This window comes from Bartonella japonica, assembly GCF_040545385.1.
Classification (GTDB): Bacteria; Pseudomonadota; Alphaproteobacteria; order Rhizobiales; family Rhizobiaceae; genus Bartonella; species Bartonella japonica.
In genome coordinates, this window is the sequence record NZ_JBEPLT010000010.1 from 1 (window position 1) to 15,201 (window position 15,201).

Annotated in this window: 12 protein-coding genes and 1 pseudogene; 9 read left to right on the forward strand and 4 right to left on the reverse strand. The window is 36.9% G+C overall.

Annotated elements, in window-relative coordinates:
- Positions 1 to 1,020 precede the first annotated feature (1,020 nt).
- From ABID39_RS05240 to ABID39_RS05250, 3 genes and pseudogenes are all read right to left on the reverse strand, one after another.
- Positions 1,021 to 1,414: pseudogene (locus ABID39_RS05240) on the reverse strand (hypothetical protein).
- A 563-nt stretch (positions 1,415 to 1,977) separates the two neighbouring features.
- Complete coding sequence (locus ABID39_RS05245) at positions 1,978 to 2,841, reverse strand: prephenate dehydratase (protein ID WP_354186738.1); 864 nt, start codon at positions 2,839 to 2,841, stop codon at positions 1,978 to 1,980.
- Complete coding sequence (locus ABID39_RS05250; RefSeq protein WP_354186740.1) at positions 2,838 to 3,569, reverse strand: 3-deoxy-manno-octulosonate cytidylyltransferase; 732 nt, start codon at positions 3,567 to 3,569, stop codon at positions 2,838 to 2,840. The genes ABID39_RS05245 and ABID39_RS05250 overlap by 4 nt, the downstream gene beginning before the upstream one ends.
- Before the next feature lie 107 nt (positions 3,570 to 3,676).
- Here ABID39_RS05250 and ABID39_RS05255 point away from each other — a divergent pair, with 107 nt between their 5' ends.
- The gene (locus ABID39_RS05255) at positions 3,677 to 4,228 is read left to right on the forward strand and encodes a c-type cytochrome (protein ID WP_354186815.1); all 552 of its coding nucleotides are present in this window, start codon (positions 3,677 to 3,679) and stop codon (positions 4,226 to 4,228) included.
- A gap of 840 nt (positions 4,229 to 5,068) precedes the next feature.
- Here ABID39_RS05255 and ABID39_RS05260 read toward each other — a convergent pair.
- Positions 5,069 to 5,857 (reverse strand): molybdopterin-synthase adenylyltransferase MoeB, encoded by a 789-nt coding sequence (locus ABID39_RS05260; RefSeq protein ID WP_354186742.1) that lies wholly within the window; start codon positions 5,855 to 5,857, stop codon positions 5,069 to 5,071.
- Positions 5,858 to 5,944: 87 nt separating this feature from the next.
- Between ABID39_RS05260 and gshB the strand changes: the two genes are divergently transcribed.
- The 8 genes from gshB to ABID39_RS05300 all read left to right on the forward strand — a co-directional run bounded on the left by gshB (position 5,945) and on the right by ABID39_RS05300 (position 15,187).
- Complete coding sequence (gene gshB / locus ABID39_RS05265) at positions 5,945 to 6,883, forward strand: glutathione synthase (RefSeq protein WP_354186744.1); 939 nt, start codon at positions 5,945 to 5,947, stop codon at positions 6,881 to 6,883.
- A 149-nt stretch (positions 6,884 to 7,032) separates the two neighbouring features.
- Entirely contained in the window at positions 7,033 to 8,079 is a 1,047-nt protein-coding gene (locus ABID39_RS05270; protein ID WP_354186746.1) for a substrate-binding domain-containing protein, read from the forward strand.
- Between the two features lie 81 nt (positions 8,080 to 8,160).
- Complete coding sequence (pstC, locus tag ABID39_RS05275) at positions 8,161 to 9,621, forward strand: phosphate ABC transporter permease subunit PstC (RefSeq protein WP_354186748.1); 1,461 nt, start codon at positions 8,161 to 8,163, stop codon at positions 9,619 to 9,621.
- Positions 9,618 to 10,910 carry a phosphate ABC transporter permease PstA gene (pstA, locus tag ABID39_RS05280; protein ID WP_354186750.1) on the forward strand — a complete coding sequence of 431 codons (1,293 nt, stop codon included), beginning with the start codon at positions 9,618 to 9,620 and terminating at the stop codon, positions 10,908 to 10,910. The genes pstC and pstA overlap by 4 nt, the downstream gene beginning before the upstream one ends.
- Positions 10,911 to 10,969: 59 nt before the next feature.
- Entirely contained in the window at positions 10,970 to 11,728 is a 759-nt protein-coding gene (pstB, locus tag ABID39_RS05285) for a phosphate ABC transporter ATP-binding protein PstB (RefSeq protein WP_354186752.1), read from the forward strand.
- 21 nt (positions 11,729 to 11,749) lie between these two features.
- A complete protein-coding gene (gene phoU, locus ABID39_RS05290) occupies positions 11,750 to 12,472 on the forward strand; it encodes a phosphate signaling complex protein PhoU (protein WP_354186754.1) in 723 nt (240 codons plus the stop codon).
- Between the two features lie 577 nt (positions 12,473 to 13,049).
- Positions 13,050 to 13,910, forward strand: a complete 861-nt coding sequence (locus tag ABID39_RS05295; RefSeq protein WP_354186757.1) for a cell wall hydrolase — start codon at positions 13,050 to 13,052, stop codon at positions 13,908 to 13,910.
- A 29-nt stretch (positions 13,911 to 13,939) separates the two neighbouring features.
- Positions 13,940 to 15,187 carry an aminopeptidase gene (locus tag ABID39_RS05300; RefSeq protein ID WP_354186759.1) on the forward strand — a complete coding sequence of 416 codons (1,248 nt, stop codon included), beginning with the start codon at positions 13,940 to 13,942 and terminating at the stop codon, positions 15,185 to 15,187.
- Positions 15,188 to 15,201 lie beyond the last annotated feature (14 nt).

Sequence of the window (15,201 nt, forward strand, 5' to 3'; positions counted from 1 at the left end):
TTACGTATAAAAATGTGGATTCCTAAGTGGATTCATATAAAATTTTATCCAATAAATAATTGATATTATTATATTTTTATGCAATGCGCGGTGGAGAAGGAAGGTACGTCTAAATACATCAGTATATGGTTCCTTCAAGACATTTATCTCAACGGTGGTTTGCTTTTGCCATTCCGCATAGAGTTTTATCTACGTTCTCTCCAGTAGGCAACATAATGCCGATTTCTGAAAAACGAGGTACATTTTTCTCAGGCATATCGCCCCCAGATCAGAGTGCAAAAAGTGCATCACCTGAAGAAGCAAACGCAACATAGCGTGGCGAGATGAATACAGGCTCTTTCTTGAAGATGAATTTGTAAAAAGCGGTAGAACGCTCTACGTTTGATACGTATATCAACTGTAGGTTTGGGGTAACAGGATAAGTAGGGATATTACTCACAAATTCTCTATGATTTAGTAGCGATTTTCTGACATAATATCCTATATAGAGAATATTTTAATAAGAATTTGTGATGCTTCCGTTCGCGATATGCTTTATTTATATCTTTTAAAAAGAGGATAGAGATTTATTAATTTTTATAAGGACAGTTTTCCCTATTCATTGAGTATAAACAAAGTGTTTATTTTTTCGATATGAATTATGAGAGGTAAGAAGGTGTTAATAAGCTAAGGTTTCTTAAGAAATTTTAGAATAGGAAATTCACTTTACTAAAGTGCACAATAAATGACAAGGTATTTATAATAGTGAAACAGAGGGGGAAAACATACAGGTTATATAATTCGTTACAATTGGTAATTTATTGTAATCGAAAAAGTGGGCAAAATGTTTTTGCTCAATAGCACACTGTAATCCACAATCTATTGCTTTTTTTCAAATAATTTGTTTTTTGCTAGACAAGCACAAGAATTAAAATCCTCTAAAAATCAGGTGTTGATAATTAATGAACTGTGATTGCGAAAAAGGTTCACTAGAACATTTTTGGGTAAATTTATTTCAGTGAGGTACTGTTGACAGTATGGTTAGTCATAATCACCTGCATCGCAATCTACTCCAATCACTCGTTTATTGGTAATATTTGTAAGGATATAATTTCCTGATGTAGGGAAGCTTATCTCGAGAGATTTTATTTTTTTTATCGTGGGTTATTTTATTTTTATTGTCAGCAACAATTCTTAAGTTATTCAAGTCAGAAGAGGACAAGTACGATAAAGTAAATGTTACTTTTGGGGGATTAAATGCTTTGCAAGAATATTCAGCACCTCTATATATTTCACTCATCGCATAGTGTGCACCAATCGCAACACTTTCACCTCGTGCAAAATCCCATTTTCTTTCACCAAACCCAGCGAACGCAACAGTGGAGAAAATGAAAATATTGGCAAGCAACAATCCTTTAGTACAGATTTTTCTCATCATTTGTTTAAAAATACAATTAATCATAAGTTAGTTCTCGTAAATATGCTAAAGTTAAAATTTAGATATCAAAGCAAGGTTAAACGACATTTTAAACAAAGTTAAATGACATTTAAACATTGTATAAATTATAATGAAAAACATTATTGTTTGATGTACATTGGTAGAAAGTTAAATTATTTTATAGCTTTATTTAGGAAATTTATAGTCATCTCTTTAAAATAAATTGCTATAAAAGATTAAATATAAAATACAGTATGTTTTTTTACAAAAAGTATCCGCTTGTAAGAGAGAAAGCGGATAGCCAAAGGAAATTGTGTATCGGTACTTATACATTATCTGCTCTAAGTGTACGCGCATTATTTATGTAAGAATATGATTTAAATACATTAAATATTCTATAAAGGAGCGTTTTTACCCATTATGAAGTTAGTTCAGCAAAAAAGAGGATAATTCTTCTAGAGCAAGTTGTACCATGATGTCTTTAGGGTACTTTTCGGTGTCAATGAGAAATTGTGCAATTTAGAAAAATTGTGCAATTTACGTGTCCTTTATATTTTCAGTTATGTTTGTAATATTCTATCACTTTTAGCAGGATAAATGCCAATAATGCGCAATTCAGCAGAAAAGAAAGAGAGTTCTTCTAGGGCAAGCTGCATCATAGGATCTTCAGGATGTCCTTCTAGATCAACGAAAAATTGCGTTGCATTGAAATTTCCACCAATTTGGTAGCTTTCTAATTTTGTCATATTAATACCGTTTGTGGCAAATCCTCCAAGAGCTTTATAAAGTGCAGCTGGCACATTGCGCACTCGAAAAAGAAGGCTAGTGATTATTTTTTCACCGTTTTTGGGTTTAGACACATGTTGTTGTGTTCGTGAAAGAATAACAAAACGAGTAATATTATGGGGACTATCTTCAACGTTTTGTTCAAGAATATCAAGTCCATAGATTTCTGCTGCAATCAGAGGTGCTAAGGCTGCTTGTGAACGATTCGCATTTTCTTTAATAAATTTTGCAGCTCCAGCTGTATCAGCAAAGGTGACAGGCATCCAGCCATTATTACGTACAATGTTACGGCATTGTGCAAGAGCATGGGTATGGCTATGGACGGTTCTAATTTCTTCATGTGTAACGCCAGGTAAAACCATGAGTTGAAAATGGATAGGCAAAAAATATTGACCAATAATATAGAGAGATGAGTGCGGTAAAAGGTGATGAATATCCGCAACGCGACCAGCAAGAGTATTTTCGATAGGAATCATAGCAAGATCGGTTTGCCCACTTTCCACTAAATTGAGTGCCTCTTCAAAAGTAGCAGAGGGGACAGCAACCATATCGGGAAACATATGAGAACAAGCAATATGGGAATTTGCACCATATTCTCCTTGGAAGGAGATTTTATTGGTTTGTTTGAGTGTTTTCATGCTAAAATTTTACGTACTTTTTCAAGGTCACATTGTGTATCAACTCCTAAGGGAATTGTATCAACAATTTCTACATCGATACGCATATTATTTTCTAATGCGCGTAATTGTTCAAGTTTTTCACGTTTTTCGAGTGGAGAGGATTTAAACATTACAAATTTTTCAAGTGCTTCACGTTGATAGGCATATATTCCAATATGATGATAAAGAGGACCATCTCCATAAGGTGCTGTTGCGCGGGTAAAATAAAGAGCACGCAGACGTTTTGGGGAAAGTGGTGTACCAATAATTTTGACAACATTCGGATTTCTTTTTTCGTCTTCCTCAGCGATTTTTGCGCCCAAGGTTGCAATATCAGTTAAACTATTTTCTAGAGGGGATAATGTGCTGATGATTTCACGAGGGGTGACTGTTGGCAGATCACCTTGTACATTCAAAACAGCATTATAATGTTGTTTAGGGTCAGTACGGGTTAAAGCTTCATAAATGCGATCAGATCCAGATTGATGGTCATGGCGCGTTATAATACATTCATGCCCGTAATCTGTAACGACTTTGGCGATATCCGGATGATCTGTTGCAACAATGGTACGTCCTAATGCAGATTTTTTTGCTTGTTCAGCAACATGGACAATCATTGGTTTTCCAGCGATTTCTGCGAGAGCTTTTCGTGGGAGACGGGTTGAGCCTATGCGGGCAGGGATAAAAATAATTGGTTCAATAGCCATTATAAATTTCCGAATGCTATATGTATGATGCATTTATGCTGTTGTATGTTATAGCGAAAAAGCTTACAATAAAAGGAGTAATAAAAACATGAATGTTTAAGTTTTTTATGAATCGCTCTACGGTTATTTATTTTATTTGTGCCTGTTTATTTGCGCTGATTATTTTGGTGGGAATTTCCACATTGAGTGATAGAGTTTATGATAATTCGTTATCTATTCAACCTTCTAAAATTGTAAAAAATGATGTACTTGAGGAAAAGCAACAAATATCTGCTTCTTCTTTGTCGTTGAGCAGTCGCCTTCAACAAGGCGATCTTGAAAATGGACGTAAAATTTTTCGTCAATGTGCTATATGCCATACCTCTGGACACAATCAGTCAGGACGTGTTGGTCCAATGCTTTGGGATATAGTGAACCGCCCTTTGGCAGCGGTACCAGGTTTTGCTTATTCACGAGTATTGCGTGCAAATTCTGATCAGAAATGGGATTTTATCACTTTAGATCGTTATTTGCAGTCACCACGTAATACATTTCCAGGAACAATTATGTCTTTTCGTGGGATAACAAATGATCAAGATCGTGCTGATCTTTTACTTTATTTACGCAGCTTATCTGATCAACCTGTTCCTTTATTAACAGATAGCAAGGAAGATGAGTAGGGCTGAAATATATCAAGAGTGCTTTATTGGAAAAAGAAGTGCGATTGGTTGTTATTGCTGTTACGCTATCGTTGCTTCCGTTTATTGGTAAGGCTGTGCGAGATGCTTTTGATTTGCGGAAGAGATTACAACGATAAATTTGCGGTACATGATTTTTTTGTAGCATTGTGCCAAGGGAAAGAAAAATATATCCCTGAATAAATTTCTTTTGAAATTAAAGAAGGAGAGACAGTTATGTTGGTGGGAAAACCTAGATAAAAAGATGGTAACAATGTTGTCTATTTTGTAATTTTGCCTTTTTTAAAAATGCTTGATCAATGAGGTGAAATTCTTTTTAACAATGAGAATTTATTGAAGAAAAGGAAGACTTGCGTAAAATTTGCAGTAAAAATAGAGCTATTTTTTCAAGCGCCGATGATCGCTCTTAATGCTTTGCACTATGAGTAAGATTATTACGGAAGGATTATCGATTCATGGACTGTCTCTCTTCTATTCTGAACGGAATAGTCATATAGTTCAAGCTTTGCATGAAATTGATACCAATTCTTCTGCGTATCGTTGTTATCTATATGAGGAAAAGAGAGCATTGCACTTGCACGTGCAATCATTCTCAAACTGCACTTTATTATGCTTGATGAACTAACGTCTTTTTTGATATAACTATACACCTGCAGATCATTAATTTTTTGCGGCATTTCAAAGAAAGATATCATTTTTTTATCTGTTTATAAGTCATGATTTAAGAGTTTTCAAAGTGCTTGTCCATGAAGTAATTGTTATGCACAATAGGAAAATGGTTGAATATGGTTTTGCTGCTCGTATTTTTTGTCTCCAAAATTCTTACACACCAATCCAGATGTTTTTTGCATTTGCACTAGAATTTGATCTTTTATAGGTCACAACATTAAATTGGGCAAATAAGCCGTCATACAGGAGAATTTTTCCCACTAATGGTTCACCAATGTTTGTGATAAGCTTAACGGCTTCCATTGCTTGGAGTGTCCCAATGACTCCAGGTAAAATGCCGATGATCCCATTCTCTGCACAGGTTGGGAGAGTGCCAGGAGCAGGTGGATTGGGAAAGATATCACGGTAATGAGGATTATTGTCTTTATAAGGCATAAGCACTGTGAGTGAGCCGTTAAAACGTTCTACAGCACCACTTATTAAAGGCTTTTTGCATTGGGCAGCATGATCAGCAAGCAGGTAGCGTGTGGCAAAATTATCACTTCCGTCAACAATGATGTGGTAGGCATTTAGCAGTTTATCCACATTACCTTTATCCAATCGTATATTATGTTTTTCAACCATAATATGGGGATTAATTGCTTTTATAGAAACTTGGGCACTATCAGTTTTGGGTTGATTAATTGTATTGGTTTTGTGAATAACTTGGCGTTGTAAATTAGAAAGTGCAACGATGTCGTCATCAACAATTCCAAGAGTACCAACGCCTGCAGCAGCTAAATAGGTGAGGATAGGGGAGCCAAGTCCACCGGCTCCAACAACAAGAACGCGTGCAGTTTTGAGTTTTTGTTGTCCTGCCCCACCAATTTCAGGCATAATAATGTGGCGTGCATAGCGTTCGATTTCTTCATTACTTAATTTTTCGTCCGCTTTTTGTATCATGGGTTTTCTCTTGTCATAGTTTTTTTATAGTTTACTAAGTTTACGGCACATAGACTAGTCTGCTTTCAGCATAGGGAAGTTTTATTTATGAAAATTGCTATTCAGATGGATCATATTTCAACAGTTCGGATTCAAGGAGATACGACATTTGCACTTGCGTTAGCGGCGCAAGAACGAGGACATTCTCTTTTTCATTATACACCAGACCGTTTATCTATGCGCGATGGTTTTGTCATTGCAAAACTAGATCCATTAACGGTACATGATAAAGAGGGGAGACATTATGAATTAGGAAAGCCTTTTCGCACGCAATTGACGGATATGGATGTGGTTCTTTTACGTCAAGATCCTCCCTTTGATCTCAATTATATTACTACAACACATTTGTTAGAGCGTATTCATCCTAAGACGCTTGTTGTGAATGATCCTGCATGGGTGCGTAATAGTCCAGAAAAAATTTTTGTGACGGAATTTTCACATTTGATGCCAGAGACATTAATTACAAAAGATATTGAAGAGGTAATGGATTTTAGAGCGGAATTTGGTGACATTATTATAAAACCACTTTATGGCAATGGGGGAACTGGTGTTTTTCATTTGAAACAGGATGATCGCAATTTAGCATCGCTGTTGGAAATGTTTGTGGAAATGTACCGTGAACCTTTTATCATTCAGCGTTATTTGAATGAAGTGCGAAAAGGAGATAAAAGGATTATTTTGCTTGATGGTGCGCCTGTTGGAGCGATAAATCGGGTTTCAGCAGAAACGGAAGTTCGCTCTAATATGCATGTGGGAGGGCGTGCGGAAAATATTGATTTAACAAAACGTGATTATGAAATTTGCACGTGCATTGGTCCAGCTTTAAAGGAACGTGGCCTTCTTCTTGTGGGAATTGATGTGATTGGAGATTATATAACGGAAATCAATGTGACATCTCCTACTGGAATTCGTGAAATTAAACGTTTTGGTGGTAGGGATATTGCTCATCTTTTCTGGGATATTGTTGAACGCAAACGTTCAAACTAAATCTTGTAAATAAAGAGCCGCAACATAGTTTTGTGAAAAAAGTGATTAATACTACTTTTATATATGTCATGTTGTAAATGTGAATGACAATTCAGATGATTATATGATATGAAATAAAGTTCTTGGCTCAGATTCTTAGGAGGTTATGGATGAGCAGAGTCTTGTCGTTTGGAATAGGCGTGATTTGTGCTGTATTGTTGACTGTTAATGTTGGTAATGCACGCGATCGAATTCAGATTTCTGGTTCCTCTACAGTTTTACCTTACCAAAAGATTGTTGCTGAGATATTTGGAGAAATTTATCCTAATTTTAAGGTTCCTGTTATCGAATCGGGTGGGACAGGAGCTGGTATTAAAGAATTTTGTCGTGGTATTGGGAAGAATACAATCGATATCGTGAATGCTTCACGGGTAATGAAGCCTAGTGAATTACAATCTTGTTTTGATGCTGGTGTAAAAGATGTTGAGGAAATACGTATTGGATATGATGGCATTGTTTTGGCAACAAATATAAATGGACCTCATTGGAAACTACGGCCAGTAGATGTTTATAAAGCACTTGCTGCTCAGGTTATAAAAGATGGAAAATTACAGCCTAATGATGTTTTGAAATGGAATACAGTGAATAATTCTCTTCCTGATTGGACAATAGCTGCTTATATTCCTGGGGAGAAACATGGAACTCGTGAAGTTTTTGAAGAAAAATTGCTAGCTGCGGGCTGTAAAGAGAGTGGAGCAGTTGAGGTGATGAAAGCTTTGGGGATGAGTAATAAGGCGATATACACTGCTTGTATTGCTGTGCGTAAAGATGGTAAAGTCATTGATATTGATGGTGATTATTCTGAAACATTTGCACGTCTAGCTTCTCATAAAACAGGGGTGGGTGTTTTTGGTTTGTCTTTTTATCAAAATAATGCAGATAAATTAAAGGTTGTAAATATTAATGGTATTATGCCAACTGTTGAGACAATTTCTAGTGGTGAATATCCAGTTTCTCGTCCGCTTTTTTTCTACGTGAAAAAAGCACATTTAGGAATTGTTCCAGGTTTGCGGGAGTATATAGATTTTTTTATTTCTGATCAAATGATTGGTCCAGATAGCCCGTTGGATGAATATGGTCTGGTTGTTGCTTCTGAGGAAGAGCGCCAGGCACAGCGTTCTGCTTTTTCAGCTGGAAGAGTGATGATTTTGAAATAAAGTGATGACTTTGAAATAATTGGCTGGATTTTCAGTGGAGGAGTTTTGTGTGCTACTTTTTTGTAAAAAGTGAAAGATAATATGCGCATTTCCTTTGTTATTTTGCTATTACTACTTTTTGGTTTTATTGGTTTTTGTATTTCTTATGCGCGCGCGCGTTACCTAGAGTTTTCACAATATAAAATGCACTCTCGTGCATATTACTACGGCTGGTGGACATTTTTAATGGCTGTTATTCCAGCTGTTATTTTTTTAATTGTCTGGGAGAATGGTAGTGCAATTTATTTAGAATATAGTGCTTCTCAAGAGGTTGGTGCATATAGTGCGCCTATGACAGAGCTTGTAAATCATGATCTCATTTTGGAGGCTGTTCGAAGTTTAGTTGAAATGATGCATCGTTTTAAGGAAGATTTTTCTCCCTCCTCATATGAAGAAGTGCGTGCTCAGTTATTTGCAAAAGGGTTTATTTTTCCGCATGAAACATCTAATGAAGTGTTAAGGATAGCGCAGTCATGGATTCATTCTTCTGAAAAGTTGCAGTTTATTGGCCATAGTTTTCTTTTTGTTATTGCATTTTGTGGTTTCATCTGTGGAGTTATGCAAGTTTCTCCTCGTCATCGTGCACGCAATAAGGTTGAGTGTTTTATTGTGAGTGGGTTGGCTTGTGCATCTGTCGTTGCGATTTTGACGACAATTGCCATTGCATTATCCATGTTTTTTCAAACGATAAGCTTTTTTCAATCTGTACCCTTTTCCAACTTCTTTTTTGGAACGGTTTGGGATCCGCGTTTTTCAGCAAGTGGTTCGGGTAATGAAGTGGGGCAGTTTGGTTTAATACCGCTTCTTGCAGGTACACTTTATATTGCGTTTATAGCGATGCTTTTTGCTGTTCCTATAGGATTGTTTTCAGCTATTTATATGGCTGAATATGCTTCTACGCGGTTACGATCAATTGTTAAGCCATTGTTGGAAGTACTGGCTGGGATTCCAACCATTGTGTATGGTTTTTTTGCTTTGAAGGTTGTTGGACCATTTTTGCAAGATCTCTCTGTGTCTCTTTCTGGTGGTGCTGGTTTTATTATGTCTCAAAGTGTTTTAACGGCTGGAATTGTGATGGGAATTATGTTGATTCCTTTTGTTTCTTCTTTGTCTGATGATGTTATCACAGCTGTTCCACGTTTTTTACGTGAAGGGTCTTATGGTTTAGGTGCAACGCAATCTGAAACGATTAAAAAAGTGGTTATACCAGCAGCTCTTCCAGGGATTATGGGAGCAATTTTATTGACGGCATCACGTGCAATTGGAGAGACGATGATTGTAGTTTTGGCGGCAGGTGTTGCAGCAAACTTAACGCTTAATCCATTTGAAGCAATGACTACGATGACGGTTAAGATTGTTAATCAGTTGACAGGTGATTTTGAATTTAATTCTCCCCAAACGCTTGTCGCTTTTGCTCTGGGGATGACGCTCTTTATCATGACACTTTTGATGAATATCCTCGCTCTTTATATTGTGCGTAAATATCGGGAACAGTATGAATGAATGAAGTTTTCTTTTTATCTCATCGCAATGTTGGCATTAAACGTCGATATTGGGCTGAACGTCGTTTCCGAGCTTATGGTTTGATTGCTATTTTTATTGGTTTATTTTTTTTATTTGCACTTTTATGGTCTATTATTAGTCAAGGGTATACAGCTTTTTTTCAAAGTGAAATGGCATTATCGATTTATTTGGATGAAAAAATCATTGATCCAAGTGGTCAGCGTAAAATAAATCCACAAATACTCATCACTGCTAATTATCCCCTTCTTGTGCGAAATGCTTTAGCAAAAAAACTTGATATAGACCAAAATGATAGGGCATCACTGCGGGATATTAACCGTATGTTTTCAAACGGTGTACGTGTTCAATTACGTAAAATGGTGACAAAGAATCCGAAGCTGATTGGAACAATACAAAAAATCAAGGTTTTGGTGTCAGCGGATATTGATTCTGCTTATAAGGGACAGATTGATTTGCATGTAGCGGAAAAGAATCGCAAAGTTTCGGATCGTCAGGTAAAATGGATGAAACGTTTAGCGCATGATGGTACGCTTTATAAAACATTTAATTTTGGTTTCTTTACATTTGGTGCTTCAAGCCGTGCTGAGACTGCAGGATTAGGTGTAGCAATCATTGGATCTCTTTATATGATGTCCATAGTTTTGGCGCTTTCACTCCCAATAGGGATAGCAACAGCTGTTTATTTGGAAGAATATGCACGCAAAAATAAATTTACAGATTTTATTGAGGTGAATATCAATAATCTTGCAGCTGTTCCTTCAATTGTTTTTGGTCTTTTAGGATTGGCTGTTTTTATTAATTTTTTTGGATTACCACGTTCAGCTTCTTTTGTTGGTGGGCTTGTTTTGGCTCTTATGACACTCCCAACAATTATTATTGCAACACGTTCAGCTTTACGCGCTGTTCCTCTCTCTATTCGCGCGGCAGCTTTAGGTTTGGGAGCATCAAAAACACAAGTGGTTTTTCACCATGTTATTCCTTTAGCAGCACCTGGTATTTTGACAGGCACGATTATTGGTATAGCTCAGGCTTTAGGTGAAACAGCCCCTTTGCTTTTGATTGGAATGGTTGCCTTTGTTGTGAATATTCCTGCTACACCTATGGAGCCTGCAACGGCTTTACCTGTTCAAATTTTCATGTGGGCAGGTGAAGTAGAACGCGCCTTTGTTGAAAAGACATCAGGCGCTATTATGGTATTAATGATTTTTCTTGCAATCATGAATATTTCTGCTGTTTTTTTACGTCGACGATTTGAAAGGCGCCAATAGCTTCGATAAAGCAGTCACTTGGATAAGGTTTGTATTTTAAAGTAAGGTGAATTTTTGTAATGAAAATGAAAATGCGTGGTCAGGATGTGAGGGTCTCTTATGGGGGAAAAGAAGCACTTCATGGGGTTACTCTTGATATTCCTGAACATCAAGTTACTGCTTTAATAGGTCCTTCAGGTTGTGGAAAATCAACTTTTTTGCGCTGTTTTAATCGTATGAATGATACGATTGAAGGTGCTAAAATAACGGGTCTTATTACTTTAGATGGAGAGGATATTTATGACTCGCGGATTGATGTTGTAGAATTGCGCGCTCGTGTTGGAATGGTTTTTCAAAAGCCTAGTCCTTTTCCAAAGTCCATATTTGAGAATGTTGCCTATGGTCCACGTATTCATGGTTTAGTAAAATCGCGTGCCGAATTGCATGATGTGGTTGAAAAGAGTTTGAGGCAAGCAGGTTTATTTGAAGAAGTAAAAAATCGTCTTCATGAGGCAGGTACAAGTTTATCGGGAGGACAGCAACAGCGTTTGTGTATCGCACGTGCTATTGCAGTAAGTCCTGAAGTTATTTTGATGGACGAACCTTGTTCGGCTCTTGATCCTATTGCAACTGCACGGATTGAAGAGCTTATAGATGCGTTACGACAAAATTATACAATTGTTATTGTGACACATTCTATGCAACAAGCAGCGCGTGTTTCTCAATATACTGCCATGTTTCATTTAGGGCATTTGGTAGAAGTTGGTGCAACTGAAATGATCTTCACCTCACCAAAAGAGCAACGTACGCAAGATTATATTACTGGGCGTTTTGGATAGGTGCACGAAGGAGTATAAGAGATGTCTATGAAACATACTGTTCGCTCTTATGATGCAGAACTAAAATATTTAGAAGCAAGAATTACAGAAATGGGACATCATGCGGAAAAAATGATTGAACGCTCTGTTGAATCGATTGTGTGTAATGATCCTCAACTTGCGACGATAGTTATTGGTGATGATTTGTTTTTGGATGAAGCAGAGCGCGACATTGATGAGAAAGCGATTGCCATTATTTGCAAACGTCAACCAATGGCTGTTGATCTGCGTGAAATTATTGGTGCTATTCGTATTTCTTCTGATCTTGAGCGGATTGGAGATATGGCAAAAAATATTGCCAAGCGGACGGTAGCTCTTTCAGAGACACGCCAACCTGCTGCTTTTTACCATGGGCTTGAAACAATTACAGCTTTAGCACTCAGTCAGTTGAGGGAAGTATTAAGTGCTTACACGAGCCGTTTATTGGAGCGTGTTGATGCCGTACGAGAACGTGATGGTAAAATTGATTCTTTGTATACTTCTCTTTTTCGCGAGCTTTTAACTTATATGATGGAAGATATGCGCAATATTACGGCTTGTACCCACTTACTGTTTTGTTTAAAAAATATTGAACGGATTGGTGACCATGTTACCAATATTGCGGAAATGTTGCATTATATCATAACAGGTTATCACATGTCTTTCGATCGTCCTCGTGATGATCTTACCTATAAAGTTGGAGTAGGTGAAAAGAAAATAGATTAGAATTTTACTTTGGTTATATAAAATGCATTTATTATTAAAGATAAAAATCATAGGGTACTGTTTTACATGATAGCTGTAGAAGAGAGATGATGGATGCGTTCATGGATCAGTGTTGATAAGCAATAAAGGGGTTTTTACAGATAATATTACTATTTTTTGACTTTAAGTGAGATATATTTGGATAGTATTCTCCATTTATACTTTAGCTTTGGTTATTTTTAAAAATTTGTAATAAAGAGAATATTCATTTGAAGCTTCAATACGGATGCAGACAGTTTTAGTATCTTAAACTTTTTATATGTAGAACTGCTAGAGAATTTTCAGAAGCGTGGTATTTTATTGTGATTGAAGTGTGAGGAATGGTATCGTCTTACATCATTTTCCCATTCGTAATGACAATATTAAATCGTAAATTAATAGTTTTTTATTTTTTATTTCGCATAAGTTTTTTTTAAATTATTAATTGTATTAAAACTTTACTAAGTAGTAACAATTAACCGTATACTTTCTTTGGATATATATTGAGAACTCATTAAAATTTCGAGTATTTCAATAACATAGGAATGTGTTGTATAAGATGAAAAAAAAATGTTGGACTATTTTTATTAGCTGTTGTTTAGCGCCGTTGGTTGCTGTTGGGTGTTCTTCGCATCATTTGGGTACTGGGAAATTGAGTACTGGGAAGAATGATAATAAGAAGGTAGAAACAGTAACTTATCCATTGACAGAGCGCCAATGCCTTGTGCGTGTAATGTATTTTGAATCAAATCGTACAAGCTTTGAAGGAATGGTTGCTGTTGGAACGGTTGTTATGAATCGTGTTAATTCAACCGCTTATCCTAAAACGATTTGTGGTGTTGTTGGCCAATATAAGCAATTTGCTCCTGGCGTTTTAACACGTCCTATGACAGAGCCGGCATCTGTGGCGCTTGCTAGAAAGGCAGCTGATGCTGTTTTACGGGGAAAACGAGATAAGAAACTTAAATATGCTAAATTTTTTCATACTGCAGGTTTGTCTTTTCCTTATAAAAATATGCATTATGTTCGTGTTGCAGGGGGGAATGCCTTTTATGAAAAGCGCTCTCGAGATGGATTGCTTCAAGTTCCGACAAATGATCGTCCTTATGATGTTTCTTATGCTTTTGCCCAAGAACGTTCAGGCAATGCATCGAGTTTTATGAATGCAAGCTTAACAAGCCAAGAAATCAAAGCAGAAGAAGAACAAAATACATCTTCTTCTATAAAGGTAGCGCAGTCGAGCAAGGGTCATACTACGCCTTTTGCTGTGGTACAGCTTGATAAAGTCCCCATTCCTCTGCATGCACCTCATCGTATAGAGGAAAAAACAGACAAAGCAATTATGGCTTATTCTGTGCCATCATCAGAACAGTTAAATGCGATTGTTGCAATGTTAGAAAAACGACACAGAGTTTTGTAATTTCTTCATAATCAAAAAAGGATTTGGTAATGAACTTTGATATGCATGAGGTGATTTCGCCTGAAATGTTGAATCGTCTTGCAGAGGTTACGGTTAAAGTCGGGCTAAATTTACAAAAAGGTCAGGATCTTGTTGTGACTGCTCCAGTTTCAGCATTACCTTTTGTTCGGCGTATTGCATACCATGCCTATAAGGTTGGTGCTGGTGTCATTACCCCACTTTTTAGTGATGATGTGTTATCGCTGACCCGTTTTGAAAATGCGCATTCTGCTAGTTTTAATTGTGCGCCTTCTTGGTTGTATGAAGGGATGGCGAATGCTTTTGAAAATGGAGCTGCGCGTTTAGCGATTGTTGGTGACAATCCTTTGCTGCTTTCCAATCAAGATTTTGATAAAGTGTCGCGTTTAAATAAGGCAACTTCAATGGCTTATCAGCCAGCACTTAAAAAAATATCAAATTTTGCTATAAACTGGTCAATTGTTGCTTATCCAACAGCAGGATGGGCTGAGGCGATGTTTCCTTCTTTACCGCTTAATGAGGCGATTAAGAAATTATCTGATGCAATTTTTTCTGCTTCACGTGTTACAGAAGGAGATCCTGTGCATGCGTGGTCTATGCATAATGCGGCTTTAAAGCAACGATCATCTTGGCTTAATGAGCAGCGTTTTTCTGCTTTACATTTTACAGGACCAGGGACTGATTTAATGGTTGGTTTAGCAGATGATCATGAGTGGCATGGTGGTGCATCAACGGCTAAAAATGGCGTTATCTGTAATCCTAATATTCCAACAGAAGAAGTATTTACTACTCCTCATGCTCATAAGGTTGAAGGTTTTGTTCGTTCTACGAAGCCACTTTCCTATCAAGGAGCACTCATTGATAATATCGAGGTTCGTTTTGAAGCAGGGCGTATTGTTGATTCTCGAGCCTCAGCTGGCCAAGAAGTTTTACAACAGATTTTGAAAAGTGATGAAGGAGCGAGTCGGTTAGGTGAAGTTGCTCTTGTTCCTCATTCTTCTCCCATTTCTAAGAGCGATCTCCTTTTTTATAATACATTATTCGATGAAAATGCGGCCTGTCATATTGCTTTAGGGCAGTGTTATTCTAAGTGCTTTTTAAATGGAGAATCTTTGACAGCAGAGGAAATTGCAGTACGTGGGGGTAATAAAAGTATGATTCATATTGACTGGATGATTGGATCGGGTGAAATCGACATAGATGGCATTATGTCGGATGGTATGAAAGTTCCGGTATTTTGTAAGGGTGAGTGGGCTTAATATTATTATTTTTT